We start from the raw sequence: 25,459 nt of genomic DNA on the forward strand, positions 1-25,459 counted from the left end.
CCGACTGCGCCGTGCTCAGGGTGCGGCGGGTCGCCGGGGCTTAGCCTGGGCTCATGCACGACCACGCGCCCTCGGGACTCCGGGGAGCCGGCAATCGCCGGCTCCTGGCGTTCTCGCTCGCGATCACGGCGATCGTGATGGTGGTGCAGATCGTCGGCGCGGCGCTGTCGGGTTCGCTCGCGCTGTTCGCCGACGCGGTGCACATGTTCACGGATGCCGCGGCCCTCGTCATCGCCCTCATCGCGAGCGTCGTCGCCGCGCGGCCGGCGAACGACCGTCGCACCTTCGGCTACCGGCGCGCCGAGGTGTTCGGCGCACTCATCAACGCGGCGATCCTGATCGTGCTGTCGGCGTGGGTGGCCGTCGAGGGGGTCACGCGCCTCGTCGATCCCGGTCAGATCGAGGTCGCGGGCGGGCTCATGCTCGTCATCGCTATCGTCGGCCTCGTGGCGAACGCCGTGGCGCTGTGGCTCCTGAGCGCGGCGCAGCGTCACAGCATCAACGTCCGCGGCGCGTACCTCGAGGTGCTCGGCGATCTGATCGGATCGGCCGCCGTCATCGTCGCGGCGCTGGTGATCGTCACGACCGGTTGGCTGCAGGCGGACGCCGTCGCGTCGCTGCTCATCGCCGCGATGATCGTTCCGCGCGCGGTGGGCTTGCTTCGCGAGGTGGTCTCGGTGCTCACGGAGTCCGCACCGCAGGGCACCCACGTCAAGGAGATCCGCGAGCACATCCTTTCGACCCCGGGGGTCGTCGACGTCCATGACGTGCATGTCTGGCAGCTCACGCGGGGTTCGCCGGTGTTCACGGCGCACGTCGTCGTGGACGATGCCGCGCTGGCGGACGGTCGGTCGGCCGGCATCCTGAGCAGGCTTCAGACATGCCTGGCGCAGCACTTCGACGTGGAGCACTCGACATTCCAGCTCGAGCCTGCCGGGCATGTCGAGCACGAGGCCCACGCGTGAGCTCTCAGTCCTCCCGCCGCACGTCCGAGGGCGCCTTGTCGGGGCGGAGGCCCCGCCACCTCGGGTGGCGGAGGATGCCGCCGGGCGTGAACTCGCCGTACTCGACCTCGCCGACGAGCTCCGGCCGCACCCAGAGGGCATCCCGCGCATCCAGCGGCGGCACGCCCGTCAGAGGGTTGTCGTCGGTGCGCAGCGGCAGCAGCGTCTTCATCAGCGCCTTCAGGGTGGATTCGCTGAATCCCGTGCCCACCCGCCCCGCGTAGCGCAGCCCCGACTCATCAGGGATGCCCAGCAGCAGCGACCCGAAGGTCGTGCTGCGCCCGCCCTTCCCCGGACGGATGCCGGCGATCACGACCTCCTGGGTGCGGGTGAGCTTCACCTTGAGCCAGGCGTCCGATCGCCCGCCGCGCAGATACCGCGAGCCGGGATCCTTCACGACGATCCCCTCGAGGCGCAGCTGCTCGCTGGTCTCGAGCGCAGCATCGACGTCCTCGAACACCGGCGGGACGGCGATGGGATCCACGGATGCCGCGGCCACCGCCTCCAGCACGTCCCGGCGCTCGCGCAACGGCAAGCCGGCGACGTCGTCGTCGTCATGGGCGAGCACATCGAAGAGGTAGTAGCGGACAGGAGTCCGGCGCGCCTCTCGTGCGATGTCCCCCGCGCGTTCGAGGTTCATCCGCGTCTGCAGGAGGGGGAAGCTCGGCCGCCCGTCGGGCTCGAGGGCGACGAGTTCGCCGTCGACGACGCACGGCTCGGGGCCGAGCCCCGCATCGAGGGCCGTCAGCTCGGGGTAGCGATGCGTGACCTCGTTGCCGCTGCGTGCGAAGAGGCGCAGGCGCGCGCCGTCCCAGGCGCCGACGGCGCGGATGCCGTCCCACTTCATCTCCACCCACGCCGCGCGCTCGCCGTCACGCTCTGCCCATCCGCGCGCTGCTGCACGTGCCTGCGCGGGAGTCGCAGATGACGCGAGCATCGGCCGCAGGTCGTCGGCGGCCGGGGCAGGAGCCGGCACCGTGCGGCGGGGCTCGTCAGCCTGAGGGCTGGGCTGGACGACGATGCCGTCCGGCTGCGGCCGGCCCGCGGCATCCGTCTTCATCCGGTGCAGCAGCCAGCTCGACTTCTCGCCCTCGCCCTGCGTGCGGATGAGCGCCAGCCGCACGCGGCCGAGCGGACCACCCGGACGCCCCTCCAGGGTGGCGATGACCTCGTCGTCGCGCCACTTCTCGAGGTCGTAGCGACCGTCATCCCAGATCGTGACGGTGCCGCCCCCGTACTCTCCGGCGGGGATCGTCCCCTCGAAGGCGGCGTAATCCATGGGGTGGTCTTCGGTCATGATCGCGAGGTTGTTGCGCTTGTACGAGTGCGGCACCCCCCGTGGCACCGCCCAGCTGACCAGCACGCCGTCGTGCTCGAGCCGGAAGTCCCAGTGCAGCGCGGTCGCGTGGTGCTCCTGGATCACGAAGCGAGGGCGCTCCCCGCTCGCGGCGGTGCCGAGCGGGTTCGCCGGCACGGGCTCGGGCGTGCGGTCGGCGCTGCGCTTGGAGATGTATGCCGAGAGCGGGCCGGTCTCCGCCTCGCGTCCGCCGGCGTGGAATCCCAGCGCCGACATGGGGTCGCCGATCGTCTCTATCCGCTCGAGCACCTCGGCGAACTCGAGGTGCCGCAGTCCCGGATGCTCCACCTCGGCCCAGGTGCGCGGCGCGGCGACGGTGGGGTGCGCGCGTCCTCTCAGCGAGTACGGCGCGATCGTCGTCTTGGAGCCGTTGTTCTGACTCCAGTCGATGAGCACTCTGCCGTGCCGCTCCGACTTCTTCATGCTGCTGACCACCAGGTCGCGATGATCGGCTTCGATCGCCCGCGCCAGCTCGTTCGCCAGCGCGGACGCCTGCTCCGACGTCTGCCCCGGCGGCAGCGCCGTGTAGAGGTGGATGCCCTTGCTGCCGCTGGTGACCGGGTACGGCTCGAGCCCCATGTCGACCAGGAGCGTGCGCGCCCACCCGGCGACCACCGCGCACTCCGCCAGCCCGACGCCGGGGCCCGGATCGAGATCCAGCACGAGACGGTCGGCCGGCCCCCGGTCGCCGGACGGGGCGAACCGCCACTGGGGCACGTGCAGCTCGAGACTCGCCACCTGCGCGAGATAGACCAGCGTCGGCACGTCCCCGACGAGCGGGTAGTCCTTGGTGCCGGACGAGTGGGGGATCGGCATGCGTCGCACCCACGAGGGCGCGCCTCGCTCGAGGTCCTTCGCGAAGAACACCATTCCGGGGTCGTCCTCGGTGCCCACGCCGTCCGGCCACCGCTTGCGGGTGACCGGACGCCCGATCACGTGGGGGATCAGCACCTCGGCGACGCGCGAGTAGTAGTCGATGACCTCGCCCTTGGTGGTGCCGGTCTCGGGATACAGCACCTTCTGCAGGTTGGTGATGCGCAGACGCCGGCCGCCGATGCGCACCAGCTGCTCGTCGCCCGCCATAGGCCCATCCTGCCGTGTCGTGCAATCCCCGTGCGCGGGGCTAGCCGCGGGCGGTGTGACGGGTGTCTACTGGTGTGGTGAGAGCGATCTGGAAGGGTGCGCTGACGTTCGGGCTCGTGAACGTCCCGGTCAAGGTGTATTCCGCGACCGAGGACCACGACGTGTCCCTCCATCAGGTGCACAACAGAGACGGTGGTCGCATCCGCTACCAGCGCAAGTGCGAGGTGTGCGGCGAGGTCGTCGCCTACCAGGACATCGACAAGGCGTACGACGACGGCGAGCGCACTGTCGTGCTCACGAAAGAGGACCTCGACGCGCTGCCGGCTGAGCGCAGCCGCGAGATCGACGTGGTGGAGTTCGTGCCGAGCGAGCAGATCGATCTGCTGACCCTCGATCGCGCCTACTACCTCGAGCCCGACTCGGCGTCTCCGAAGGCCTACGTGCTGCTGCGCAAGACGCTCGAGCAGACGGACCGCACCGCGATCGTGCGCTTCTCGCTGCGGCAGAAGACGCGTCTGGCAGCCCTCCGCGTGCGCGGTGACGTGCTCGTGCTGCAGACGCTGCTGTGGGCGGACGAGGTGCGGGAGGCGGCCTTCCCGGCGCTCGACGAGCCGGTGCGGATCTCAGCGAAGGAGCTGGAGCTGTCGGCCTCCCTCGTCGAGAGCTTCGCCAGCGACTTCGATCCCGAGGAATTCACCGACGAGTACCAGCAGGAGCTGCGGACGCTGATCGAGGCCAAGCTCGAGAAGGGCGACGCACTGGACACCACCGAGACCTTCGGCGAGCAGGAGGAGGAGACCGGCGGCGAGGTCATCGACCTCATGGCGGCGCTCCGCGCGAGCGTCGAGAAGTCGCGCGCGGCCCGAGAGGGCGGCACATCGAAGCCGACCGGGAAGAAGGATGCCGCTGGCGACGCGAAGCCGGCGGCCAAGGCATCCGCCAAGAAACAGGCAGCGAAGAAGCCGGCAGCCAAGAAGAAGGCGTCCTGACGGTCAGGCCTTCGGGGCCTCGCCGTGCTCGGGGCCGCGCTCGAAGACCTCCTGGTCGAGCACCAGCGCCTCAGCCTCCTGGTGGTCGGTGATGACGTCCTCGCCCGCCGCGGCGGCCTTCTTGGCCTTGCTGCGCTCGCGGAGGTAGTGCCACAGCGTCACGACCGCCGTGCCGCCCACAGCCGCGAGCAGGATCAGGTCGATGTAGTTCTCGACGAACTCGGCCACGGGCGGGATGAACCCGATGAGGTAGCCGAACATCGTGAGCCCGAAGCCCCAGATCACGGCGCCGATGAAGTTGTAGAGGGTGTACTTCCACTTGTTCATGTGGCCGACGCCGGCGGCGACGGGTGCGAACGTGCGGACGATCGGCACGAACCGGGCGAGGATGATCGTCAGGCCGCCGAAGCGCTCGAAGAAGGCGTTCGTGCGCTCGACGTTCTTGACGCTGAAGAGACCGGACTCCTTCTTCTCGAAGACGGCGGGTCCGCCCTTGTGGCCGATGTAGTACCCGACCTCGCCGCCGATGAATGCCGCGAGACCGATGAGCAGCGCCACCCACCAGACGCTGAGTCCGAAGACCCCGTTGGGCGCGTACGGCTGCGGGTGGGACAGGAGGCCGGAGATCACCAGCAGCGTGTCGCCGGGGAGCAGGAAGCCCACCAGCAGGCCGGTCTCGGCGAAGACGATGAAGCAGACGACGACGAGCGCCCAGGGCCCCGCCCATCCGATGATGGAAGCCGGGTCGAGCCACGGGATCAGGGCGGTGGGAACAGCATGCACGATGTGGGTTTCCCGTCGTCAGTCGGCGGAGGATGCGAGCGCTCGCGTGCGGAAGGTGGGACTTGAACCCACACGCCCGAAGGCACAGGAACCTAAATCCTGCGTGTCTGCCAATTCCACCACTCCCGCGAGTGGGATCAGTCTACTGACGCGATCAGCGGCGGATGCCGAACAGGAAGTAGCTCGCCGGACCGATCCAGTTGACGAGGATCGCCGGGATCCAGACGGCCTTCGGTCCGCGGACCTCGTCGGCGCCGCGATGAGCGAGGTCCCAGAACGCCAGGAACGCGAACGCCGCCTGCACGAGTCCGAGGACTCCGAGTCCGGCCTTCGCGCCGGCTGCCAGTTCCATCTTCTTCGTGGTCATCGTGGTCCCTTTCGTCGTCGTTCCCATCCTGCCTCGCACACGCCCCCGCCGCATCTGTGGATAACTTTCGGCCGGCTCGGTGCCGAATTGCCAGGATGCTGGGGTGACCGCTTCCGCCGCCCCCGTCGCCACCCTCGTGGCCGAGCGCGTGCGCGAACGGCTGCGCGCCGAGCGGTCTGACCCCACCCGCGACCCGGAGTTCGCCGCGCAGGTCGCGCGCGCCGAGGTGCGCCGCCACAACGACTTCGCGCTGGCGCGGGGTCTGGCTCCGGTCGACGACGAGACGGCATGCGTGCGGGAGGTGCTCGCCGCCGTCGCCGGCTTCGGGCCGCTGCAGGCCTACCTCGACGACCCCACGGTCGAGGAGGTGTGGATCAACGCCCCCGACCGCATCTTCGTCGCCCGCGGGGGCGTGCCCGAGCGCACACCCCTCATGCTCACCGACACTGCGGTTCGAGATCTCGTCGAGCGGATGCTGCAGTCCAGCGGACGTCGCGTCGACCTGAGCCAGCCGTTCGTCGACGCCTCGCTCCCCGACGGCAGCCGCCTCCACGTGGTCATCCCCGACATCACGCGCCGCCACTGGGCGGTGAACATCCGAAAGTTCCTGCCGGCTTACCGTGACCTGGGCAGACTGGTCGCGGCCGGGTCCCTCGACTCGGAGGCTGCGACGATGCTGCGCGATGCCATGGTCGCGGGGAGCTCGGTGCTGGTTTCGGGCGCCACTCACGCCGGAAAGACCACCCTGCTGGGCGCGCTCATCGCCGCGTGTCCGCCCGAGCACCGGATCGTCACGGTGGAGGAGACGTTCGAGCTGGCGGTCGCGGCCCCCGACCTCGTTGCGCTACAGGGCCGCCAGCCCAGTCTCGAAGGCACCGGCGAGGTGACGCTGCGGCGCCTGGTGAAAGAGGCCCTGCGCATGCGGCCCGACCGGCTCGTGGTCGGCGAAGTCCGTGACGCCGAGGCGCTGGACCTGCTGCTCGCGCTGAACACGGGAGTGCCGGGCACGGCGACGATCCACGCCAACTCGGCCCGCGAGGCACTGGGAAAGCTCGCGGCGCTGCCCCTCCTGGCCGGGCGGAACATCGACTCGGGCTTCGTGCTGCCGGCGGTCGCGGCATCCGTCGACCTGGTCGCCCACTGCCAGCGCGACACCACCGGAACGCGACGGGTGGTGGAGATCGTCGCTCCCACCGGAGTCGACCGCGGCGTCATCTCCGCCCGCACGCTCTACCGGGCGGACGCGGCGTGACGTTCGTGTGGGGTGCCGTGCTGGCGGCGGGACTCCTGCTCATGCTGTCGCCATGGATGTGGCCGGCCGGCGCCGGTGCCCGGGTGGTCGTCTCGCGGCGCGGGCGCGTGTCGCGCCTGCTCGAGGATGCCGGAATGCCGCGCGCCTCCGTGCCGGCGACCATCGTCGTGGCGGGCGTCTGCGCCGTCGTCGCCGCGGCCGTCGCCTGGCTGATCGCTCCGGTCGGGGCGCTCGCGCTCGTCGCCGCGGCGGCCGGAGCGCTCGCGCCGTTCGCCTGGCTCCGGGCGCGGCGGTCGAGGCTGCTCCGCACCCGTCGCGCGCTGTGGCCCGACGTCTGCGACCTCCTCATCGCGTCGGTGCGCGCGGGGATGTCGCTCCCCGACGCGGTGGCGAGTCTGGCCGACTCGGCACCGGCCGAGCTGCGCCCCGCCTTCGCCGCCTTCGCGCGCGACATGGCAGCCTCCGGCCACTTCGAGTCCGGCATACAGCGACTGAAGACGGCGCTGGCAGACCCGGTGGCTGACCGAATCGTCGAGACGCTGCGGATGGCGCGCCAGGTGGGGGGAACCGAGCTGACGCCGGTGCTGCGCGCGCTGGCGACATCCGTCCGCGCCGACGCCGCTCTGCGCGCGGAGGTCGAGTCGCGGCAGTCGTGGATCCGGGGCGCCGCGGTCCTGGGCGTCGTGGCCCCCTGGGTGATCCTGGCCCTCCTGGCGATGCGGCCCGAGGGGGCCGGCGCGTACGGCAGCCCCACCGGCGTCGCCCTCATCCTGATCGGCGCCGCGGTGTCATTCGTCGCGTACCGGCTCATGCTGCGGCTGGGACGCCTGCCCGAACCCCGGCGGTGGTTCGGGTGAACGGCTTCGTGGTGGGCGACGTGGCCTACGCTGTGGTGCTCGGCACCGCGCTGGGCGTCGGGGCGTGCCTGCTGGTCTCGCTGGCGCCGCGCTGGGGCGCGCCGAGCCTCGCGCGCCGGATCGCCCCCTACGTCCGTGATGTCACCGATCCCCGAGGGCTGGACGTCTCGGCCGGCGCCGGCTGGTCGGCGTTCGCCTGGTCGGCGTTCGCAGCGCGCCGGCTCGGCCGGCTGGCCGGCGGCGAGGCCGTCCTGGCTCGACGCCTCCACCGTGCCGGCTGGACCATCGACCCGGCGACCTTTCGAGGACGCCAGCTGGCGTGGGCTGTCGCGGGGCTCGGCGCCGGCGGCGCGCTGATCGTGGGGCTCGTGCTCGTGGGGCGCGGCTCTCCGGCCCTGGGGCTTCTCCCGCCGGTGGCCGCCGTCGCCGGTGCGCTGTCGTACGACGCCTGGCTCACAAGGGCGGCTCGCTCCCGCGCGGCGCGCATCGAGGAGGAGCTCCCCACGGTGCTCGAGTTCCTCGCGCTGTGCCTGTCGGCCGGCGAGGGCATCCTGGACTCGCTGCGGCGGGTCAGCGAGGTCGGCGCCGGCGAGCTCACCGCGGAGCTGCGCGGCGTCGTCGTCGCCGTGGGCACCGGTTCGCCCCTGGCCGAGTCGCTGTCCCGACTGGCGAGCGGCCTCGAGATCCCGGCTCTCACGCGCGCCGTCGATCAGCTGGTCGCCGCGCTCGAGCGAGGCGCACCCCTCGCGGGCGTTCTGCAGGCGCAGGCGCTCGATGCCCGCGAGGACGCCAAACGCGCGCTCATCGAGCGCGCCGGGCGGAAGGAGATCTACATGCTCTTCCCCCTCGTCTTCTTGATTCTGCCCTTGAGCGTGCTGTTCGCGGTGTTCCCGGGGATCTTCATGCTTCGACTCGGACTCGGCTGAAGCCGGAAGGAGAAATGATGAGAACACGGATGCAGCGGCTGGTCTTCCGGTTGCACGCGGCGATGCGCGACGTCACCGACGACGACCGCGGCGATGTTCCCGGCTGGGTTCTGATCACGCTGATGACCGCAGGTCTCGTGGTGGTGATCTGGGCGATGGCGGGACCCGCGCTCGCCGACCTGTTCGAGCAGGCGATCAGCCGCGTCTCCGGTCTTTGACCAGGTGAGCGCCCTCGCCGTCCGCGCGATCCGGGCCGCCCGCGCCCCGCTCGCCGCGCACCGTGACGACGAGGCGGGCGCGAGCCCGGTCGAGTTCGTCCTCGTGGGCGCGCTGCTGACCGTGCTCACGCTCGCCGTGCTGCAGCTCGGTCTCGCGGTGTACGTGCGCAACGTCGTCCACGACGCGGCCGTGGAGGGCGCGTACCACGCGGCGCTCGCCGACACCACGCTCCAAGAGGGTGCCGAGCGCACCAGGGACATCGTCTCCCGCACCGTGGGGGCGGAGTTCGCGGATGATGTCGCCGTGCGCCGGACCTCCGCTCTCGGGCACGACGCCGTGGAGGTGCGAGTCGCCGCCACTCTGCCGCTCATCGGCTTGCTCGGAGCCCCACGCGCACTGGAGGTGACCGCCCATGCGCCGATCGAATCCTTCGACTGACGACGACGAGCGCGGGTCCGCCGCGCTGGAGTTCATCCTCGTGGGACTGCTCATGCTCGTCCCGCTCGTCTACCTCGTGGTGGCGCTGGGGATGATCCAAGGACAGAGCCTCGGTGCCGAGGCGGCCGCCCGGCATGTCGCGCGTGCCGTGTCGACCGCGACGGGCGCCGCCGACGCACGGCAGCGCGCGGATGCCGTCATCGACGCGGTCTCCGAGGAGTACGGCCTCGCCGGGGTCGACCTCGCCCTCGCGTGCGCGCCCGAGGGGGCGTCATGCCCACGTGCCGGTGCGACGCTCCACGTGACCGTCCGCACGACGGTGCCGCTGCCGCTCGTCCCACCCGTGCTCGGGCTCGACCGCATCGCGGCCGTTCCCGTCGAGGCATCCGCTGCCCACAAGGTCTCGCGCTTCTGGAGCGGCGGATGAACCCCCGGTGGCGCGCGGCGCACACCGACGACGAGGGGAGCGTCCTGCTGCTCACTCTCGGCTACGGCCTGCTCGCGATCGCGGTGATCCTGGTGTGCTCCGCCGCGACGAGCCTGTACCTCGCTCAGAAGCAGCTGGACGCGGTCGCGGATGCCGCGGCCCTCGCCGCGGCGGACGGGTTCGAGCTGTCCGTTGCAAATGGGCAACCCGTTGCGGTGCTGGAGAACGGCGGCGTGCGCCGCGAGGCCGAGGCCATGGTCGCCGAGATCGGAGACGACGCGGTGCTCGTGTCGGCATCGAGTCCCGATGGCGTCTCCGCGCGCGTGGCGGTCGCGGGGGAGTGGCATCCGCCGATCGTCACGCTGTTCCTGCCCGACGGCGTCGCGCTCCAAGCCACCGCGACGAGCCGCACGGCGCTCCGCTGACGACAGAGTGAGCGGCCCGCGGCCGCCTACCAGCCGTGCGCGTTGATCCAGGCGCGGCGGCGCTCGGTCTCGGTGCGCGTCTCCGCCTCATCGGAGCTGTCGTGCTCGACGAGCCGCGACGCGCCGTCGAGCTCCACGAACCGAAGGCACACGGGGCACAGCGCCCTCCCGCCGGGGTAGCCGTCGGCGAGCAGGGCCGCCGGCTCACCGGGTGCGCCGGAGCCGGAGCAGCGCGGCGGGTCGGCTGCCGCATCGGTCCACATGATCGCGCGGTGACGGTGCAGGCCCGGGTGGTCGAGCGGGCGCGTGCAGCGCCGATCGTGGTTGCGGCTGCGGCAGAACTGCACGACGCCGCTCATGGTCTCGTCCGCGGGACGTAGCGGGGCACCCAGCGCACGAATGCGAGCGCGCCGAGCAGGCCGACCGCGCCCATCACGCCCGTCGCGACGGCGAGCGACGCGGCGGCGGCGATGCCCGAGACGAGCAGCGGCGCGACGGCACCGCCCGCGTCGGTGAGGGTTCGCCACGACCCGAGGAACGCCGCGGGCTCCGCCTTCGGAGCCACATCGGCGCCGAGGGTGAGCAGGATGCCGCTGGACAGCCCGTTGCCGACGCCCAGCACGGCGGCGAACATCGCGAACCACATCGCTGACTGCGGCAGATCGTGCGTGAACGCCAGCGCGACGAAGCCGGCGCCCATGAGCAGCATGGCGGGCAGAGCGGCCCAGAGGCGCCCGAAGCGGTCCATCACCTGGCCGCTCGCATAGAACAATGCGAAGTCGATGGCGCCCGAGATGCCGACCACGAGCGCGATCGTCTGAGCGTCCAGCCCGATCGACACACCCCACAGCGGCAGCACGACCTGGCGCGCGGAGCGGACGGCGGAGAGGGATGCCGCGGCCAGCCCGAGTGTCGAAAGCACGCAGCGGTGACGCCACATGGTCCGCAGGACACCCGTGCGCTCCACCGTCGGGATCGCGCCCGTCACGGGCTCCCCGGTGTCCTCCGCCCCGACGTCGTCGCGCGCGGCGCCCGGCGCCAGGAACTGCTTCTCGGGGTCCGGGCCCAGCAGCACCAGGATGATCGTGCCGGCGAGGCATCCGCCGAAGAACCAGATGGCGGCGTGCTCGTCGCCGAAGACCGCCAGCAGCCCCGCGGCTACGAACGGACCGATGAACATGCCCAGCCGGAACGTGCCCCCGAGGAGCGACAGGGCGCGGGCGCGGAACGCCAGCGGAACGCGTGTGGTCATGAAGGAGTGCCGTGCGAGGCCGAAGGCTGCGGCGCAGAAGCCGATGAGGAAGACGGCGATCGCGAAGAGGCCCAGCGACGGGGCGAGGGCCATTCCGACCACGCCGGCGAGAGAGATGAAGCCCGCCACCGCCATGGTGAGGCGCTCGCCGATCCGGGCGACCGCCCAGCCTGCGGGCATGTTGCCGCAGAGCTGCCCGACGACGAGCGCCGAGGCGACCAGGGCGGCGGTGGCGACATCCGCTCCGAGCTGTGCTGCGATCACGGGAATCAGCGGGATGACGGCACCCTCGCCGAGCGCGAACAGCACGGTGGGGCCGTACACCATCGGGCCGAACCGCCACAGCACGTCCCTGGCAGTGGGGGAGCCGGCGTGATCGGTCATCTCTTCCACGTTAGTCTGGAGTGTCATGCTCGACTTCGATCCCTCCGCCGACATCCAGGCCCTGCGCTCCACGTTCGCCGACATCAAGGCCGTGGTCGACGTCGAGGCACTCAACGCCGACATCGCCCGTCTCAGCGAGGAGGCCGGCGCCCCCGACCTGTGGGACGACGTCGAGAAGGCCCAGAAGGTCACCAGCGCGCTGAGCCATCGCCAGGCCGAGCTCAAGCGGATCACCGACGTCGAGCAGCGCCTGGACGATCTGGACGTCCTCGTCGAGCTCGCCAACGAGATGGACGATGAGGACTCCGCCGAGGAAGCGCGTCACGAGATCGCCGAACTCGAGGACATCATCAGCCAGCTCGAGGTGCAGACGCTGCTGGACGGCGAGTATGACGCCCGGTCCGCCGTCGTGACGATCCGCTCCGGCGCGGGCGGCGACGACGCCACCGACTTCGCCGAGATGCTGATGCGCATGTACCTGCGCTGGGCGGAGCGGCACAAGTACCCGGTGAAGGTCATGGACACGTCATACGCCGAGGGAGCCGGCATCAAGTCGGCGACCTTCGAGGTCGACGCTCCGTACGCCTACGGCACGCTGTCGGTCGAGGCGGGGACGCACCGTCTCGCCCGCATCAGCCCGTTCGGCTCCGCCGACAAGAGGCAGACCTCGTTCGCCGCCGTGGAGGTCATCCCCGTGATGGAGGAGGCCGTCGAGGTCGACATCCCGGAGGGTGACATCCGGGTCGATGTCTTCCGCTCGTCCGGTCCCGGTGGGCAGTCGGTCAACACGACGGACTCGGCCGTGCGCCTCACGCACCTGCCGACGGGGATCGTCGTGTCGATGCAGAACGAGAAGTCGCAGATCCAGAACCGCGCCGCCGCGATGCGGGTGCTGCAGACCCGTCTGCTCCTGCTCAAGCGCGAGGAGGAGGCGGCGAAGAAGAAGGAGCTCGCCGGCACCATCACGGCCAGCTGGGGCGACCAGATGCGCTCCTATTTCCTCTACGGGCAGCAGCTCGTGAAGGACCTCCGCACCGGCCACGAGGTCGGCAACCCGGCGATCGTGTTCGACGGCGACCTGGACGGCTTCATCTCGGCCGGCATCCGCTGGCGCAAGCGCAAGGACGACGACTGACGCCTCGCACGGCGGGTCAGAACGGCGCCGCGGAGTCGTTCACCGAGGAGCAGAACACTGGCACCCGGCGTTCCGGCTCGGTGACGTAGCGACGCCCCGCGGGCGACGTCCATTGCAGCGCACCCCCGCTTCCGGAGATCTGCTCCACCTGCCACCCTCCGTTGTGCTTGAGGGTGTGGTGTCCCTTGCAGAGGGGAGCCAGATTGTCGAGCGAGGTCTCGCCCCCGTGCTCCCAGGCGACGGTGTGATCGATCTCGCACCGCGAGGCCGGAATCCCGCAGCCAGGAGCCATGCACCGGTCTGCTCGCCACCGGACCAGCCGGCGGAGCGCCGGCGGCGGACGGTACTGCTCGCGCCCGACGGAGAGCACCGCTCCCGTCTCGGGATGCGTGAGCACGCGCATCCAGCCGTCGGCGCCGCCGCACAGTTCGCGCGCCCGTTCGAGAGGGATCGGTCCCAGGCCTTCCACCGCCGCCGGCGAGTGGCCCGCGTGGACGTCTACGGCGCGCGCGTCGAGCAGGGCGAGCGCCGGCACGGTGATGGCGACGGTGGCTCGGATGCCGCGCGCCTGGGGAGCGACCGCCGCCGTGTCGCCGTCGACGAGGAGGTCGCCGAGCACGTCGGCACGACGCTGATCCAGCGTGCGCTCCTCATCGGTCCGTGCTCCGAGCGCCTTGGCCATCGCCGTGATCCTGCCGTGAATGGCGTGCGCCTCCACCGCAGGGAGGAACGCGTGAAGCCACGCCATCCCATCGTCGGCGACCTCCACCACCACTCGACGCTGCCGAAGAGCTGATTCGTGGCGGTCGGCGAGGGTGGCGGAGCGCTCGGTCTCGATCAGCCGGGCGAGCTGTCTGCGGAACGAGCCGACCGGAAGCTGCTCTGCCAGCTCCGACGCGCGCCCCCTCAGGCGCGCCCGCACGTCCGGTGCGACGGCATCGAGGGCGTCGACCATGATCTCGGCGTGCCGCTCGCTGATGCGGGCACGGTGAAGCGACTCCAGGATGTCGGGATAGCGGTGGACGAGGGCCTGCGCCAGGTTCAGCAGGCGTGCCGCCGCAGCCTCGGTGATGCGCAGGGCCGATGCCAGTTCGAGGCGCACCGACCTCTCGACGACGGAAGCCAGCGCTCCGCCCGAGCGGGCGCCATCGGCGACGGCTCGACGACGCAGGGTGTCGATGCGTACGAAGCGCTCCGCCGCGAACGCCGCCATCATGCCGTCCACTTCGGTGACGAGGTCGAGATCGTCGGGCACGGGTGCCGCAGCGTCGATCCATGTCTCCTCATCGAGGGAGGGCTCACCGACTTGTCCCACACCGCGCGGGTCCGCGGCTGTCGCCCCAGGGGTCGCGGAGGAGATCATGGAACGAGGTTAGAACATACCTCCGACATCCCTGCCGTGCAGGCGGGACACCTCGTCCCGGTCGGGCGGGTGTCGCTGGACCGCAGACCCCCACGGCCGCTTAGGCTCGTTAGGCCATGATCCGGTTCGAGAACGTCACGAAGCGCTTTCGCGGCACTGCGAAGCCCGCCCTCAGCGATGTCGACTTCGAGGTGCAGCGTGGTGAGTTCGTCTTCCTCGTCGGTGCCTCCGGCTCGGGGAAGTCGTCCTGTCTGCGACTGATCCTGCGCGAGGAGACGCCGAGCGAGGGCCGGGTGGTCGTGCTCGGCCGCGACCTGCGCACCCTGTCGAACCGCAAGGTGCCGTACTTCCGCCGTCACATCGGCGCCGTGTTCCAGGACTTCCGGCTGCTTCCCACCAAGACGGTCTTCCAGAACGTCGCCTTCACGCTGCAGGTGATCGGCTCATCACGAGGCTTCATCCAGCAGGCGGTGCCGGAGGTGCTCGCCCTCGTCGGGCTCGCCGGTAAGGAGAAGCGGTTCCCGCATGAGCTCTCCGGCGGTGAGCAGCAGCGAGTGGCGATCGCGCGTGCCCTCGTCAACCGTCCGCAGATCCTCCTCGCCGATGAACCGACCGGCAACCTCGACCCGGCGACCTCCATCGACATCATGCAGCTGCTTGCGCGCATCAACGCCGGCGGCACCACGGTCGTGATGGCCACGCATGAGGCCGGCTTCGTCGACCAGATGCAGCGTCGGGTCATCGAGCTGAGCCACGGCGAGATCATGCGCGACGAGCGGCACGGCGGCTACGGCGACCGCTCGAACCTGCCCAGCCTCACCCCGGAGCCCGAGCGCGGCGCTGCCGCCGTGGCCGCGCTCACGGCGGTGCTCGAGGTGCAGCGCGAAGCCTCCCTCGCTGCGGCGGCGGGTCTGGATCCGACCGTCGTGTCCGACGACGGCACGATCACGGTCGCGGAGACGGATGCCGCAGCCTCGGCTGCGGCCTCGGCTGCGACCACGGCCGCGATGGCGGCGGCGCTGGCGGCAGACGAGCTGAGCAAGGCTCGGGCGCTGGAGCACGCGGTCGAAGCACCGTCCGACGAGGATGTGGACCCAGCGAATCCGGAGGGCACGGCCACGGAACAGGCGCCGTCCCAGACGCAGTCGATCCCCGTCATGGACCAGATCGAGGTGGCGGAGCTGGGGCTCGCGGATCGCCTCGGACTCGGTGAGACAGATCCCGACGACGAAGTGGGGCCCACCTCATGAGGTTCGGACTCATCATGTCGGAGGCGTTCACCGGTCTCCGGCGCAACGTCTCCATGGTGATCTCGGTCATCCTCGTCACGTTCGTGTCGCTCACGTTCGTCGGCGCCGCCATCCTCATGCAGATGCAGATCGGGACCATGCGCGACTTCTGGGTCGACCGCGCGCAGGTCGCCATCTACATGTGCACGGAGATCTCCACCAATCAGGCGACCTGCGCCGACGGAGAGGCGACGCCCGAGCAGGTCGAGGAGGTGCGGGGGAAGCTCGCCGGCAGCGCGCTGTCGCCGCTCATCCGGGACATGGTGTTCCTGGACCATCAGCAGGCCTATGAGGAGCTGCTGGACCTCGTGGGCGAGGAGGACGCCAGCGTGGTCACCCCCGAGCAGGTGAACGAGACCTTCCGCATCACGCTCGTGGACCCCGCCCAGTCGGCGGTCATCATCGAGGCGTTCACCGGCACGGCCGGCGTCGAGCAGGTGCAGGATCAGCTGCAGTACCTCGAGCCCCTCTTCTCCGCGCTCACCGTCGCGACCTACATCGCCGTCGGCATCGCAGCCCTCATGCTCATCGCGGCCGTCCTGCTCATCGCCACCACGATCCGGCTCTCGGCGTACGCGCGACGGCGCGAGCTGGGCATCATGCGCCTGGTCGGGGCATCCAACCGGTTCATCCAGACCCCGTTCATCCTCGAGGGCGTGTTCGCGGCGCTGCTGGGCTCGGTGCTCGCCAGCGCCGCGGTGATCGCGGGGGTGCATTTCGGCGTGGACAACTACCTCCGGAACAGAGTCGACTTCGTGACGACCTGGGTCGACCTCGGCGAGGCCTGGCTGGTGGTGCCGGTCCTCATCCTCGTCGGCATCGTGCTCGCCGCGCTGTCGGCGGGTTTCGCGATCCGGCGGTGGCTCCGCGCGTGAGGCGAGGCGGTCCGGCCGCGGTAGACTGACAGGCTGCCACGCGGTCCGTGTGGCACGGTCACGAGCCAAGCAACCGGGAACGGAGTCGCCATGCCGAGGGAACGCGGGGAGAAGGTCGTGGCGACCAATCGTCGCGCACGTCACGAGTACGCCATCGAGAAGACGTACGAGGCGGGGCTCGTGCTCACCGGCACCGAGGTCAAGTCACTGCGCGAAGGACGGGCGAACCTGACCGACGGCTACGCGTACATCGATGGCGGCGAGGCGTTCCTGGACGCCGTTCACATCCCCGAATACTCGCAGGGGCACTGGACCAACCACTCCGCCAAGCGCACGCGCAAGCTGCTGCTGCATAAGGACGAGATCATCAAGCTCTCCCACGCCGTCTCGGCGGGCGGCTACACGCTGGTGCCGCTGAAGCTCTACTTCTCGGACGGCCGCGCGAAGGTCGAGATCGCCGTGGCGAAGGGCAAGCGCGAGTTCGAGAAGCGCCAGACCATCCGCGAGCGCGAAGACAAGCGGGAGGCCGAACGGGCGATGCGCACCCGCAACCGCCTGGGGGAGTGAGCCGCACCGTCAGCGAGCGGCGAACCGGGCCTCCACCGCCGCCGAGATGACGATGTCCTCCGGCTGCAGCTGCACCGCCGGTGCGCCGCCGCCCGCATCCGCGGCGAACGACGCCTTCGCGACCATCATGCGCGGTCCCGGTGCCATCTCCGGCCGTTCGGGGCGTCCGAGCAGGCCGAGGTCGGCGATCTCGAGCGCCGCCACGTCGGCCAACCCCAGCGCGCCGGCATAGGCGGCGGCGCGGGCGACGGCGACGCCGACCGCCTCGGTCGCCACGGACCGCTCCACCGACGCCCGGGTCTCGGGCGTGAGCTTCCACTCGATCCAGCCGAGCTGGACGCCCTCACGCTCGGCGACGTCGCCCGCCCACCAGGAGAGCACCGCGAAGTCGGTGAAGGTCACCGAGAAGTCGACCGTGGCGTAGTGCACGGGGGCGAGCCGCCGCCCCTCGTTGCTCCAGGGGCGCTCGGACCAGACGGAGACGCGCTGGCTCGTCCACTCCGCGACGGTTCCGGCGGTCTTGCGGGCCGCGAGGTCGTCGCGGATCGGCTCGGTGAGTGCGGATATCCGCTCGACCACAGCGCCTCGCTCCGGTCCCTCGGCGCGGATGGTGAGGTGCGCGACCGCGCGTTCGGGGGCGATGCGGGTCTCGTGCTCCCCGCGGACGGTGATGACGACGTCGCTCATGTCGCCGACTCTACGCATCGAAGCTCCCCGGTTCGAGAAATCTTCATTCAGCTGCATCCAAACTCCCCGAGCGGCGGGAATCACTTTTCGATGGGCGGCGAACGGCCGCCCCGACGAAGGAGGACCACCGTGCGAAACAAGATTCTCGCGGGCATCGCCGCCGGGGCCGTTGCAGCCCTCGGGTTGATGGTCGCGCCCGCCACCGCCGCCACCGCCGGCGGCGCCCAGCTGTCGGTGCTTCACGGCATCCCCGACACTCCCGTCGACGTCTACGTCAACGGTGACCTGACGATCGACGACTTCCAGCCGGGCGATCTGGCCGGACCCCTCGACCTCCCGGCCGGCGCCTACGAGGTCGTCCTGACCGCGCCCGACGCCACCGACGCCAGCTCCCCGGTCCTCGGACCCGTGAGCGTCACCCTGGAGGCAGGCGTCAACTACACCGCCGTGGCGCACCTCAACGAAGGCGGCGAGCCCACGGTCACGCCCTTCGTCAACGACACCGCCGCCACCGCCGCGGGTGAGGGCCGTCTGACCGTGCGTCACGTCGCGGCCGCACCTGCCGTCGACGTCCTCGCCGGCGGCTCGCCGGTGATCGAGGATCTGACGAACCCCAACGAGGCGACGCTCAACCTCGCCGCCGGCACGATCTCCGCGTCGGTCGCGGCCGCCGGCACCACCGATCCGGTCCTCGGACCCACAGATGTCACGGTCGAAGAGGGCGCTCTCACGATCGTCTACGCGTGGGGCAGCCTCGAGGACGACAACCTGGCCGTCGCTGTCCAGACGATCTCGGGTCTGCACTCGGCTCCTGACGGGGTTCCCTCGGGCAGCGGCGGCCAGCTGGCCGAGCGCGACGCGATGATGCAGTCCCTGTTCGTCTTCGCGGGGCTCGCGATCGCGGCTGCGGTGGCGGGATCCGTCATCGCCGTCCGCGCCCGCGCGAACCGCTGAGGGCGGCCGACATGACGAGGGCGACCGCGGGAGCGCTGACGGCTCTGGCGGTCGTCCTCGTGCTGGCGGGGTGTGGCTCGGGGCAGGCCGAGCCCACCCCGCCGCGGGCGGCACCGACGGTGACGGCGACTCCCACGCCGGCCCCGACATCGACCGTCGACGTGCCGATCGCGGCGGCCACCCAGGCTCCGGTGCGGAATCCCCAGCCCCCGGTGCGGGTGGTCGCCGCCTCCGTCGACGTCGATGTTCCCGTCGTCCCCGTCGGCGTGGAGACCGGCGGGTTCATGGAGCTTCCCGTCGATCCCGCGATCGCCGGCTGGTACCGGTTCGGCTCCGATCCGGCCAGCCCCGACGGCAACGTCGTGATCTCGGCGCACGTCGACGCCCCTGCCTACCCCATCGGCCCGTTCAGCCGGCTGCGCGACCTGGCCGCAGGGGAGGTCGTCGAGGTGACGGATGCCGCGGGCGCGGCGCATCGCTATTCCGTCGAGTCCGTCACCTACTACCCGAAGGCGGACCTCCCCGTGAGTGAGCTGTTCGCCCGCGCGGGCACGAGGGATCTCGTGCTGATCACGTGCGGTGGCGCGTTCGACTCCACGACGGGTCGTTACGCCGATAACGTGGTCGCCATCGCGACCCCGATCCCCTGAGCCGGCGAGGATGCCGACCGCGATGAGGATGAGAGGACACAGCGTGGAAGAGGCGCACGAGCGGGAGCTGAGCGATCGCTTCCGCGCCGGCGACGAGCGGGCGCTCGAGGAGATCTACCGGCGATGGTCGCCGGTCGTCTTCACCATGGCGCTGCGATTCGTCGGCGACCGCGGCGACGCCGAGGACGTGACGCAGAAGGCATTCGTCTCGGCGTGGACCTCGCGGCAGTCCTACGACCCGGCGAAGGCGAAGCTGTCGACGTGGCTGATCGCGATCACGCGTCGCCGCATCGCCGACACGCTCGAGGCGCGGGCGCGGGTACGCGCGCTGCAGGAGGAGCTGCAGCGGTTCACGACCCCCGAGGACGTGGTCGGCGGCGAGATCGACCTGGGCGACCGACTGCTCCTGGCGGACGAGATCGACAGGCTCGAGCCGGATGCCCGCCGCGTGCTGCGGCTGGCGTTCTACGACGACCTCACACACGAGCAGATATCGGAGAGGCTGGGCATGCCGCTCGGTACCGTGAAGAGCCATATCCGACGAAGTCTCACCCGCCTGCGCAGTCGATTGGAGGTCGGCCATGTCGCATCTTGATCCTGACCGGCTCTCGCTGATCGCGCTCGGCGAAGCAGCGAGCGAAGACGAGCGCCGCCACCTCGATGTGTGCGACGAGTGCGCCCTCGAGCTCGCAGAGCTGGAGTACACGGTCGTCGTCGGCCGCTCGACCGTCGCGCTCGGCGACCTGCAGGCGCCTCCCGACCGGGTCTGGGACCGCATCGCCGCCGAGCTGCACCTGGGCGCGGCCTCCGGGGACGAGGGCGGGTCGGCCGACGCGACGCGCGTGGCAGGTGACGAGGCATCCGTCCCCGTCGCCGACCGGTCCGACTCGACTCGCGCGCCGTCCGCCGAGAAGCCGCACCGCCGCCGAGGCATCCGGCTCCTGTTCGCCCTCGCGGCCAGCCTCGCGCTCATCGTCGCCGTCGTCGGCGTGTGGACCTTCGTTCGCCAGCCCGAGCCCGTCGAGCTGGCCTCGGCGACGCTCGAGGCCTTCCCCGCGCACCCCGGCGCGGCCGGCACGGCCGTCGTGGTGGAGCAGCCCGACGGCGAGCGGCAGATCGAGGTCGACCTCGACGACAGCGAGCCCGACGACGGCTTCCGCGAGGTGTGGCTGATCAGGGCGGACGCCTCGGCGCTCGTCAGCCTGGGCGTGCTGGAAGGCCGCACGGGTGTGTTCTCGGTGCCCGACGACATCGACCTGCGTGAGTACGTGCTCGTGGACATCTCCCAGGAGCCGGCGGACGGCGACCCCGACCATTCCGGAGACTCGATCGTGCGAGGTGAGCTCGGGTTCGCGTGAGGATCGCAGCCGGCGCCCCCAACAGGTGGCGCCGCCGGCGACTGCCACATGCCGGGCTGCGGCGCAAGCCGCTCCGCTCGGCGGCTTGCCGCGCCTATCGTCGTGGACACCGGAAGCCCGTCGACGACAGGAGCATGGCGATGTCGCGCAACGTGAGAGTGCTGAAGTGCACACCGGAGGACGTGTTCGAGGTGCTGAGCGACGGGTGGCTCTACCCCGCGTGGGTGGTCGGTGCGTCCCGCATGCGCGAGGTCGACGAGCGCTGGCCGCACGAGGGGGCCGAGGTGCATCACTCGTTCGGCGTCTGGCCGCTGCTGATCGACGACAAGACTGTGGTGGAGGAGTACGCCCCACCGGAGCGCGTGGTCATGAAGGCGCGCGGGTGGCCGATCGGCGAAGCGCGCGTGACGATCGACGTCAAGCCGCGGGGTACAGAGTGCGTCGTCCGCATCCAGGAGGAGGCGGTCGCCGGCCCGGGACGGCTGGTGCCCGAGCCCCTGCTCGACCTCCCGCTGCACTGGCGCAACAGTGAGACGCTGCACCGCCTCGCCTACCTCGCGGAGGGCCGCGCGACGCGGCGCACGGCGGCGTCGACCGCCGAGAAGGAGATGGCCGCGAGCGGGGAGACGGCCGAGAGCGGGGAGACGGCCGAGAGCGGGGAGACGGCGGCGAGCGAGGCGTCGACGCCGTGAACGCCCGTGCGCGAGTGGGAGGCGACGACCTCGACGCCGTGATCGTGGGGGCGGGCCCCAACGGTCTGGCCGCCGCCGTCACGCTCGCGCGCGCGGGACTGCGCGTGCGCGTCTTCGAGCGTGCCGACCAGGCGGGCGGTGGCGCGGCCACCCGCGAGCTGACAGTCCCGGGGTTTCGACACGATGTCTGCTCGGCCGTGCACCCCATGGCGTTCGAGTCGCGGTTCTTCCGCGAGTTCGGGCTGCGCGAGCGGGTCGACTTCGTCGTCCCCGAGATCTCGTTCGGGCATCCGCTCGACGGAGGGCGGGCCGGCATCGCGTACCGCGACCTGACCCGCACCCGCGACAACCTGGGCAGAGACGGCCGTGCGTACGAGCAGCTCCTGCGCGGCCTTGTGGAGCGCGCGACCGCGGTGGCGGACTTCACCGGTTCGACGCTGCTGCAGATTCCGCCCGACCCCGTCACGACCATCGCGTTCGGCCTGCGTGCCCTCGAGCAGGGGACACCCGCGTGGAACGCCCGGTTCCACGAGGATGTCGCGCCCGCGATGCTCACCGGCGTCGCAGCGCACACGATCCTGTCCCAGCCGAGCGTGGCCGCCGCCGGCGCCGGACTCGCGCTCACCGCGTACGCCCATGCTCGCGGCTGGCCGATCCCGGTCGGCGGAAGCCAGGCTATCATCGACGCGATGGTCGACGATCTGCGGTCCCATGGCGGGGAGGTCGTGCTGGACCACGAGGTCACCTCGCTGGCGGCGCTTCCGGCGGCGCGCGTGACGGTGCTGGATGTCACGCCGAAGGCGCTCATCCGACTCGCCGGCGACGCGTTGCCGGAGCGCTACCGCACGGCGCTGCGACGCTTCCGGTACGGCGACGGGGTGGCGAAAGTGGATTTCGCGCTCAGCGAGCCCGTCCCATGGACGCACCCGGAACTGCGCCACGCGGGGACGGTGCACGTCGGCGGCACGCGCGGCGAGGTGGCCGATGCCGAGAACCAGGTCAATCGCGGACGCATGCCTGCGCGACCGTATGTGCTGGTGTCGCAGCCCACCCTCTTCGACTCCACCCGCGCGCCCGCGGGGATGCACACGCTGTGGACGTACACGCACGTGCCCGCCGGCGACCCCGTCGACCGTCGGGAAGCCGTCATCGGGCAGATCGAGCGGTTCGCTCCCGGCTTCCGCGACACCATCATCGCCACGAGCTCCCGGAGCGCCCGGGAGGTCGAGCGGCACAATCCCAACTACCCGGGCGGCGACATCGCGGCGGGTGCACCGACGTTCGCGCAGATTCTCGGCCGTCCCGTGCTGAGCGCCGATCCCTGGCGCACACCGATGCCGGGGGTGTACCTCGCCTCGGCGTCGACCGCGCCCGGACCCGGTGTCCACGGGCTGCCAGGGTGGTACGCCGCACTCAGCGCACTCCGCCACGACTTCGGAACCCGTGCGCTGCCCGACCTGTCCCCCCGCAGGCGCGCCGGCTGACGGGCGCCGGCCACCGGCATCCGCTCACCTGTCAAGGGGGAGGGCGCCGTCGCGGATGCCGCCTACCGTCAGTGCATGGAACCGCAACGCGAGAACCCCGACGCCGCCTCATCGACCTCTTCGAAGGAGCGGCTGAGCCCGCTGTCCGAGCAGGACTCGTTGCGCAAGGACATGAGCTACAGCCCGGGCAGCGAGACCGAGACCCAGCGCAAGCAGGAGGACGAGCTGCCGGACTCCCTCGACCCCGACATCGACGCGGACGCGGTGAACGTCGTTCCGGGCACCGGGGGGCCGGACGACGTCGGCGATGTCGAGGTGGACCCTGACGAGCTCAACCTCCCCGGGCGGGCGGCGGACGCATGAGCCGCGGGGAGGCCCCCGTCGTCGTGATCACCGGCGCCTCCAGCGGCATCGGCCGCGAGACCGCCCGCCGGTATGCGAAGAAGAACGCAAGGCTCGTACTGGCTTCGCGCAGCCGGCCGGCCCTCGAGACGGTTGCCGACGAGTGCCGCGCGCTGGGCGCACGGGCCCTGGCCGTTGCCACCGATGTCACGGACGAGGAGGCGGTGCGCACGCTCGCGGCCACCGCCGTACGAGAGTTCGGGCGCATCGATGTGTGGGTGGGCAACGCCGGCGTGTTCTCCTACGGGACGTTCGAGGAACTCCCCGCCGCGGTGTTCCGTCAGGTCGTGGAGACGAACCTGATGGGTCAGGTGCACGGTGCCCGTGCCGTGCTCCCGCATTTCCGGCGCCAAGGATCGGGCATGCTGGTGCTGGTCGGCTCGCTGTACTCGCGCGTCGGCTCACCCGGGAAGGCACCGTACGTCACCAGCAAGTGGGGTCTGCTCGGGTTCGCGGAGGCGCTGCGCCAGGAGCTGCGCGGCTCCGGCATCCGCGTCCGCGTGGTCCTTCCCGGCACAGTGGACACGCCGATCTATCAGCACGCCGCCAACGTCACCGGACGCCGCGTGCACCCGCTGCCGCCGGCCTCGTCCCCGGCCCGCGTGGCGCGGGCGATCGTCCGGTCGCCGTCCCGTCGGCGTCACGCGGCCTTCGTCGGGCGCACGCAGACGGCGGTGCTTCCGGTGCATCGCTACGCGCCGCCCGTCTACGACACCGCGGCCAGATGGGTCAAGGAGAACGTAGAACTGCGCGGGGGAGACGCCGAGCCGACGGACGGCACGGTGTTCGTCGCGCCGACCGAAGCGAGCCCCTCCACCGGCGGCTGGCGATCCCTGCGCGCGAGGCTGGTGACGGGCGCGTTGGCCTCAGCGGTCGTGTCGCTGCTGGTGGCGCAGGTCCGCCGCGCTTGAGGGGGGCCGGCAGGGTCGCCCGCAGCGGGCGGGGTCACCAGCCCCGGGTCAGCGGAAGCCCTCCATCTGGGTGCGCTCGTCGGCAACGCGCACGCCGTAGCGGTAGGCGAGCTTGCCGCCGAGCCAGCCCGAGACGCCGAGGGCTCCGAGTCCGATGATGCTGAGGATGAACCCGACGATGCTCACCTGATCGTCGTCGTCGGCCGACAGCCGGACGAGGAGGTTGATGACGAAAAGCACGGTGACGCCGAGGTTCAGCGCCATGTGGATGGTCGCGGTGCGCCGCGCCACGGTGCTGCGGCCGAGCTGCAGGTAGTCGAGGAAGCCCCAGATGGCGGCGAGCACGGCTCCGACGAGCCCGATGACGATGAGGATCCAGGCGGCCCGGATGTACGGCTCGGGGTCCTCAGAGACGAGGCCGATGATGTCGAAGACGAGGCTCGCGACCCAGGCCCCGATGGGAATCGTGACGAGGATCGGGTGGAAGGGGTGTCCGTAGGGGCCGGCCAGGCCGGTGCGAGGACGCTTCGCGCGCTGCTGCGGGGTGTTCTCAGACATCTCGGTTCGCTCCTTGGGTCGTTTGGCTCAGCCGACCATCAGCGGTTCGATCGCGCACGGGCCTTGACAACGCCGGAAAACGGATGCCTCGCCCCACCGTTCTCTCCACACCGCCGTGGCCAGCGGGAATGGCGGGGGTGCGGCATCCGTTATAGACTGATGTGCTCGGATGCCTCGGCGTCCGAGTTGTGACAATTCCACAGTGTGACAGCGGCCCTTCGCACGAAGGACACCTCGAAACGAGGGCACGGGGATGATCGGTTTCGACATCGCCTGCGAATCTGCGTGAAGCGGGCCGAGGATGCAGGGTTATCTCGTGAACGCCCCCTGCAAACCAATAACTGCCGAACAGAAGCAGTCCGAGTTCGCCCTCGCTGCCTGAGCAGCGAGCCCGACTCCGTCAATCCGTGACTGATCCCGTCACGGGTATTGGCGTCATCTAGGGATCTTGCTGCGTGACGTCGCCTGAGCGTCACGCGGGACTCTTTTCAGGATGGGCTCGTCGACTTAGGTGTCTGTGACAAAGGTCGGAGCCGAGCAGAACGCCTTCACAGACTGCGCCCGGAGAATCCGCCGTTACTCAGCGATGGACGGGGGTTCGATTCCCCCCATCTCCACCAATCCGCTGTCACTTGAATGGGCTCGAGAGCCGCGGAATCACGCGGTTCTCGAGCCCATCCTTTTGGTCATGGTTGGTCATGCCAAGCTGCATCGCCCACAAATCGCCCACGAATTTTCGGCGCATAAGCGTGGGAAACTGCGTCTGGATGC

Annotated in this window: 29 protein-coding genes, 1 tRNA gene and 1 other RNA gene; 22 read left to right on the plus strand and 9 right to left on the minus strand. The window is 70.8% G+C overall.

Translation table 11 applies throughout. The features are described from left to right. Positions 1 to 53 precede the first annotated feature (53 nt). Entirely contained in the window at positions 54 to 965 is a 912-nt protein-coding gene (locus IR212_RS06185) for a cation diffusion facilitator family transporter (RefSeq protein ID WP_194398066.1), read from the plus strand. Positions 966 to 969: 4 nt separating this feature from the next. Here the strand turns inward: IR212_RS06185 and IR212_RS06190 are convergent, their stop codons facing one another. Further along, a complete protein-coding gene (locus tag IR212_RS06190) occupies positions 970 to 3,444 on the minus strand; it encodes an ATP-dependent DNA ligase (RefSeq protein ID WP_194398067.1) in 2,475 nt (824 codons plus the stop codon). A 77-nt stretch (positions 3,445 to 3,521) separates the two neighbouring features. On the opposite strand from IR212_RS06190, the gene ku reads away from it, so the two are divergent. Then, positions 3,522 to 4,433: a non-homologous end joining protein Ku gene (gene ku, locus IR212_RS06195; RefSeq protein ID WP_194398068.1), complete on the plus strand. Its 912-nt coding sequence runs from the start codon at positions 3,522 to 3,524 to the stop codon at positions 4,431 to 4,433. Between the two features lie 3 nt (positions 4,434 to 4,436). On the opposite strand, the gene IR212_RS06200 is transcribed toward ku, so the two are convergent. The 3 genes from IR212_RS06200 to IR212_RS06210 all read right to left on the minus strand — a co-directional run bounded on the left by IR212_RS06200 (position 4,437) and on the right by IR212_RS06210 (position 5,583). Further along, positions 4,437 to 5,216 (minus strand): DedA family protein, encoded by a 780-nt coding sequence (locus tag IR212_RS06200; RefSeq protein WP_194398069.1) that lies wholly within the window; start codon positions 5,214 to 5,216, stop codon positions 4,437 to 4,439. A gap of 47 nt (positions 5,217 to 5,263) precedes the next feature. Beyond that, positions 5,264 to 5,345 (minus strand) — tRNA-Leu (locus IR212_RS06205). Positions 5,346 to 5,370: 25 nt separating this feature from the next. Further along, a complete protein-coding gene (locus IR212_RS06210; protein ID WP_228479509.1) occupies positions 5,371 to 5,583 on the minus strand; it encodes a PLDc N-terminal domain-containing protein in 213 nt (70 codons plus the stop codon). A gap of 103 nt (positions 5,584 to 5,686) precedes the next feature. On the opposite strand from IR212_RS06210, the gene IR212_RS06215 reads away from it, so the two are divergent. The 7 genes from IR212_RS06215 to IR212_RS06245 are packed head-to-tail and all read left to right on the plus strand — an operon-like array spanning position 5,687 to position 10,127. Further along, a complete protein-coding gene (locus IR212_RS06215) occupies positions 5,687 to 6,835 on the plus strand; it encodes a TadA family conjugal transfer-associated ATPase (RefSeq protein WP_194398071.1) in 1,149 nt (382 codons plus the stop codon). Continuing rightward, positions 6,832 to 7,692: a type II secretion system F family protein gene (locus IR212_RS06220; protein ID WP_194398072.1), complete on the plus strand. Its 861-nt coding sequence runs from the start codon at positions 6,832 to 6,834 to the stop codon at positions 7,690 to 7,692. The genes IR212_RS06215 and IR212_RS06220 overlap by 4 nt, the downstream gene beginning before the upstream one ends. Beyond that, entirely contained in the window at positions 7,689 to 8,618 is a 930-nt protein-coding gene (locus tag IR212_RS06225) for a type II secretion system F family protein (RefSeq protein ID WP_228479510.1), read from the plus strand. Before IR212_RS06220 ends, IR212_RS06225 begins: the two co-directional genes overlap by 4 nt. Before the next feature lie 29 nt (positions 8,619 to 8,647). Beyond that, on the plus strand, positions 8,648 to 8,836 hold the full coding sequence (locus IR212_RS06230) for a hypothetical protein (RefSeq protein ID WP_194398073.1): 189 nt from the start codon (positions 8,648 to 8,650) through the stop codon (positions 8,834 to 8,836). Positions 8,837 to 8,864: 28 nt separating this feature from the next. Beyond that, positions 8,865 to 9,275 carry a TadE/TadG family type IV pilus assembly protein gene (locus IR212_RS06235; RefSeq protein WP_194398562.1) on the plus strand — a complete coding sequence of 137 codons (411 nt, stop codon included), beginning with the start codon at positions 8,865 to 8,867 and terminating at the stop codon, positions 9,273 to 9,275. Further along, positions 9,250 to 9,702: a TadE family protein gene (locus IR212_RS06240; protein WP_194398074.1), complete on the plus strand. Its 453-nt coding sequence runs from the start codon at positions 9,250 to 9,252 to the stop codon at positions 9,700 to 9,702. The genes IR212_RS06235 and IR212_RS06240 overlap by 26 nt, the downstream gene beginning before the upstream one ends. Beyond that, on the plus strand, positions 9,699 to 10,127 hold the full coding sequence (locus IR212_RS06245) for a pilus assembly protein TadG-related protein (RefSeq protein WP_194398075.1): 429 nt from the start codon (positions 9,699 to 9,701) through the stop codon (positions 10,125 to 10,127). Before IR212_RS06240 ends, IR212_RS06245 begins: the two co-directional genes overlap by 4 nt. Before the next feature lie 26 nt (positions 10,128 to 10,153). Here IR212_RS06245 and IR212_RS06250 read toward each other — a convergent pair whose 3' ends face one another. Further along, entirely contained in the window at positions 10,154 to 10,486 is a 333-nt protein-coding gene (locus IR212_RS06250; protein WP_194398076.1) for a hypothetical protein, read from the minus strand. After that, on the minus strand, positions 10,483 to 11,763 hold the full coding sequence (locus IR212_RS06255; protein WP_194398077.1) for an MFS transporter: 1,281 nt from the start codon (positions 11,761 to 11,763) through the stop codon (positions 10,483 to 10,485). Before IR212_RS06255 ends, IR212_RS06250 begins: the two co-directional genes overlap by 4 nt. A gap of 25 nt (positions 11,764 to 11,788) precedes the next feature. Between IR212_RS06255 and prfB the strand changes: the two genes are divergently transcribed. After that, positions 11,789 to 12,898, plus strand: a complete 1,110-nt coding sequence (gene prfB, locus IR212_RS06260; RefSeq protein ID WP_194398078.1) for a peptide chain release factor 2 — start codon at positions 11,789 to 11,791, stop codon at positions 12,896 to 12,898. Between the two features lie 16 nt (positions 12,899 to 12,914). Here prfB and IR212_RS06265 read toward each other — a convergent pair whose 3' ends face one another. Beyond that, a complete protein-coding gene (locus IR212_RS06265) occupies positions 12,915 to 14,261 on the minus strand; it encodes an HNH endonuclease signature motif containing protein (RefSeq protein WP_228479511.1) in 1,347 nt (448 codons plus the stop codon). Between the two features lie 116 nt (positions 14,262 to 14,377). On the opposite strand from IR212_RS06265, the gene ftsE reads away from it, so the two are divergent. The 3 genes from ftsE (at position 14,378) to smpB (ending at position 16,992) form a co-directional block, all read left to right on the plus strand. After that, positions 14,378 to 15,511 carry a cell division ATP-binding protein FtsE gene (ftsE, locus tag IR212_RS06270; RefSeq protein ID WP_194398079.1) on the plus strand — a complete coding sequence of 378 codons (1,134 nt, stop codon included), beginning with the start codon at positions 14,378 to 14,380 and terminating at the stop codon, positions 15,509 to 15,511. Next, complete coding sequence (gene ftsX, locus IR212_RS06275) at positions 15,508 to 16,425, plus strand: permease-like cell division protein FtsX (protein ID WP_194398080.1); 918 nt, start codon at positions 15,508 to 15,510, stop codon at positions 16,423 to 16,425. The genes ftsE and ftsX overlap by 4 nt, the downstream gene beginning before the upstream one ends. Positions 16,426 to 16,515: 90 nt before the next feature. Then, a complete protein-coding gene (smpB, locus tag IR212_RS06280) occupies positions 16,516 to 16,992 on the plus strand; it encodes an SsrA-binding protein SmpB (protein WP_194398081.1) in 477 nt (158 codons plus the stop codon). Between the two features lie 9 nt (positions 16,993 to 17,001). Here the strand turns inward: smpB and IR212_RS06285 are convergent, their stop codons facing one another. Continuing rightward, a complete protein-coding gene (locus tag IR212_RS06285) occupies positions 17,002 to 17,679 on the minus strand; it encodes an SIMPL domain-containing protein (protein ID WP_194398082.1) in 678 nt (225 codons plus the stop codon). A 129-nt stretch (positions 17,680 to 17,808) separates the two neighbouring features. On the opposite strand from IR212_RS06285, the gene IR212_RS06290 reads away from it, so the two are divergent. From IR212_RS06290 to IR212_RS06325, 8 genes are all read left to right on the plus strand, one after another. Continuing rightward, positions 17,809 to 18,633, plus strand: a complete 825-nt coding sequence (locus tag IR212_RS06290; RefSeq protein ID WP_194398083.1) for a DUF4397 domain-containing protein — start codon at positions 17,809 to 17,811, stop codon at positions 18,631 to 18,633. An 11-nt stretch (positions 18,634 to 18,644) separates the two neighbouring features. Beyond that, positions 18,645 to 19,283 carry a class F sortase gene (locus tag IR212_RS06295; protein WP_194398084.1) on the plus strand — a complete coding sequence of 213 codons (639 nt, stop codon included), beginning with the start codon at positions 18,645 to 18,647 and terminating at the stop codon, positions 19,281 to 19,283. Between the two features lie 28 nt (positions 19,284 to 19,311). Continuing rightward, positions 19,312 to 19,878: an RNA polymerase sigma factor gene (locus tag IR212_RS06300; protein WP_194398564.1), complete on the plus strand. Its 567-nt coding sequence runs from the start codon at positions 19,312 to 19,314 to the stop codon at positions 19,876 to 19,878. Then, on the plus strand, positions 19,865 to 20,641 hold the full coding sequence (locus IR212_RS06305) for an anti-sigma factor (RefSeq protein ID WP_194398085.1): 777 nt from the start codon (positions 19,865 to 19,867) through the stop codon (positions 20,639 to 20,641). Before IR212_RS06300 ends, IR212_RS06305 begins: the two co-directional genes overlap by 14 nt. A gap of 140 nt (positions 20,642 to 20,781) precedes the next feature. Next, positions 20,782 to 21,333 (plus strand): SRPBCC family protein, encoded by a 552-nt coding sequence (locus IR212_RS06310; RefSeq protein WP_194398086.1) that lies wholly within the window; start codon positions 20,782 to 20,784, stop codon positions 21,331 to 21,333. After that, positions 21,330 to 22,817: a phytoene desaturase family protein gene (locus tag IR212_RS06315; RefSeq protein ID WP_228479513.1), complete on the plus strand. Its 1,488-nt coding sequence runs from the start codon at positions 21,330 to 21,332 to the stop codon at positions 22,815 to 22,817. The genes IR212_RS06310 and IR212_RS06315 overlap by 4 nt, the downstream gene beginning before the upstream one ends. A gap of 75 nt (positions 22,818 to 22,892) precedes the next feature. Further along, positions 22,893 to 23,180 (plus strand): hypothetical protein, encoded by a 288-nt coding sequence (locus IR212_RS06320; protein WP_194398087.1) that lies wholly within the window; start codon positions 22,893 to 22,895, stop codon positions 23,178 to 23,180. After that, entirely contained in the window at positions 23,177 to 24,130 is a 954-nt protein-coding gene (locus IR212_RS06325; RefSeq protein ID WP_194398088.1) for an SDR family NAD(P)-dependent oxidoreductase, read from the plus strand. The genes IR212_RS06320 and IR212_RS06325 overlap by 4 nt, the downstream gene beginning before the upstream one ends. Positions 24,131 to 24,178: 48 nt before the next feature. Here IR212_RS06325 and IR212_RS06330 read toward each other — a convergent pair whose 3' ends face one another. Then, on the minus strand, positions 24,179 to 24,688 hold the full coding sequence (locus tag IR212_RS06330) for a DUF2231 domain-containing protein (protein ID WP_194398089.1): 510 nt from the start codon (positions 24,686 to 24,688) through the stop codon (positions 24,179 to 24,181). Positions 24,689 to 24,937: 249 nt separating this feature from the next. On the opposite strand from IR212_RS06330, the gene ssrA reads away from it, so the two are divergent. Then, positions 24,938 to 25,308: a transfer-messenger RNA gene (ssrA, locus tag IR212_RS06335) on the plus strand. Positions 25,309 to 25,459 lie beyond the last annotated feature (151 nt).

The organism is Microbacterium atlanticum (genome assembly GCF_015277815.1).
Lineage (GTDB): Bacteria > Actinomycetota > Actinomycetes > Actinomycetales > Microbacteriaceae > Microbacterium > Microbacterium atlanticum.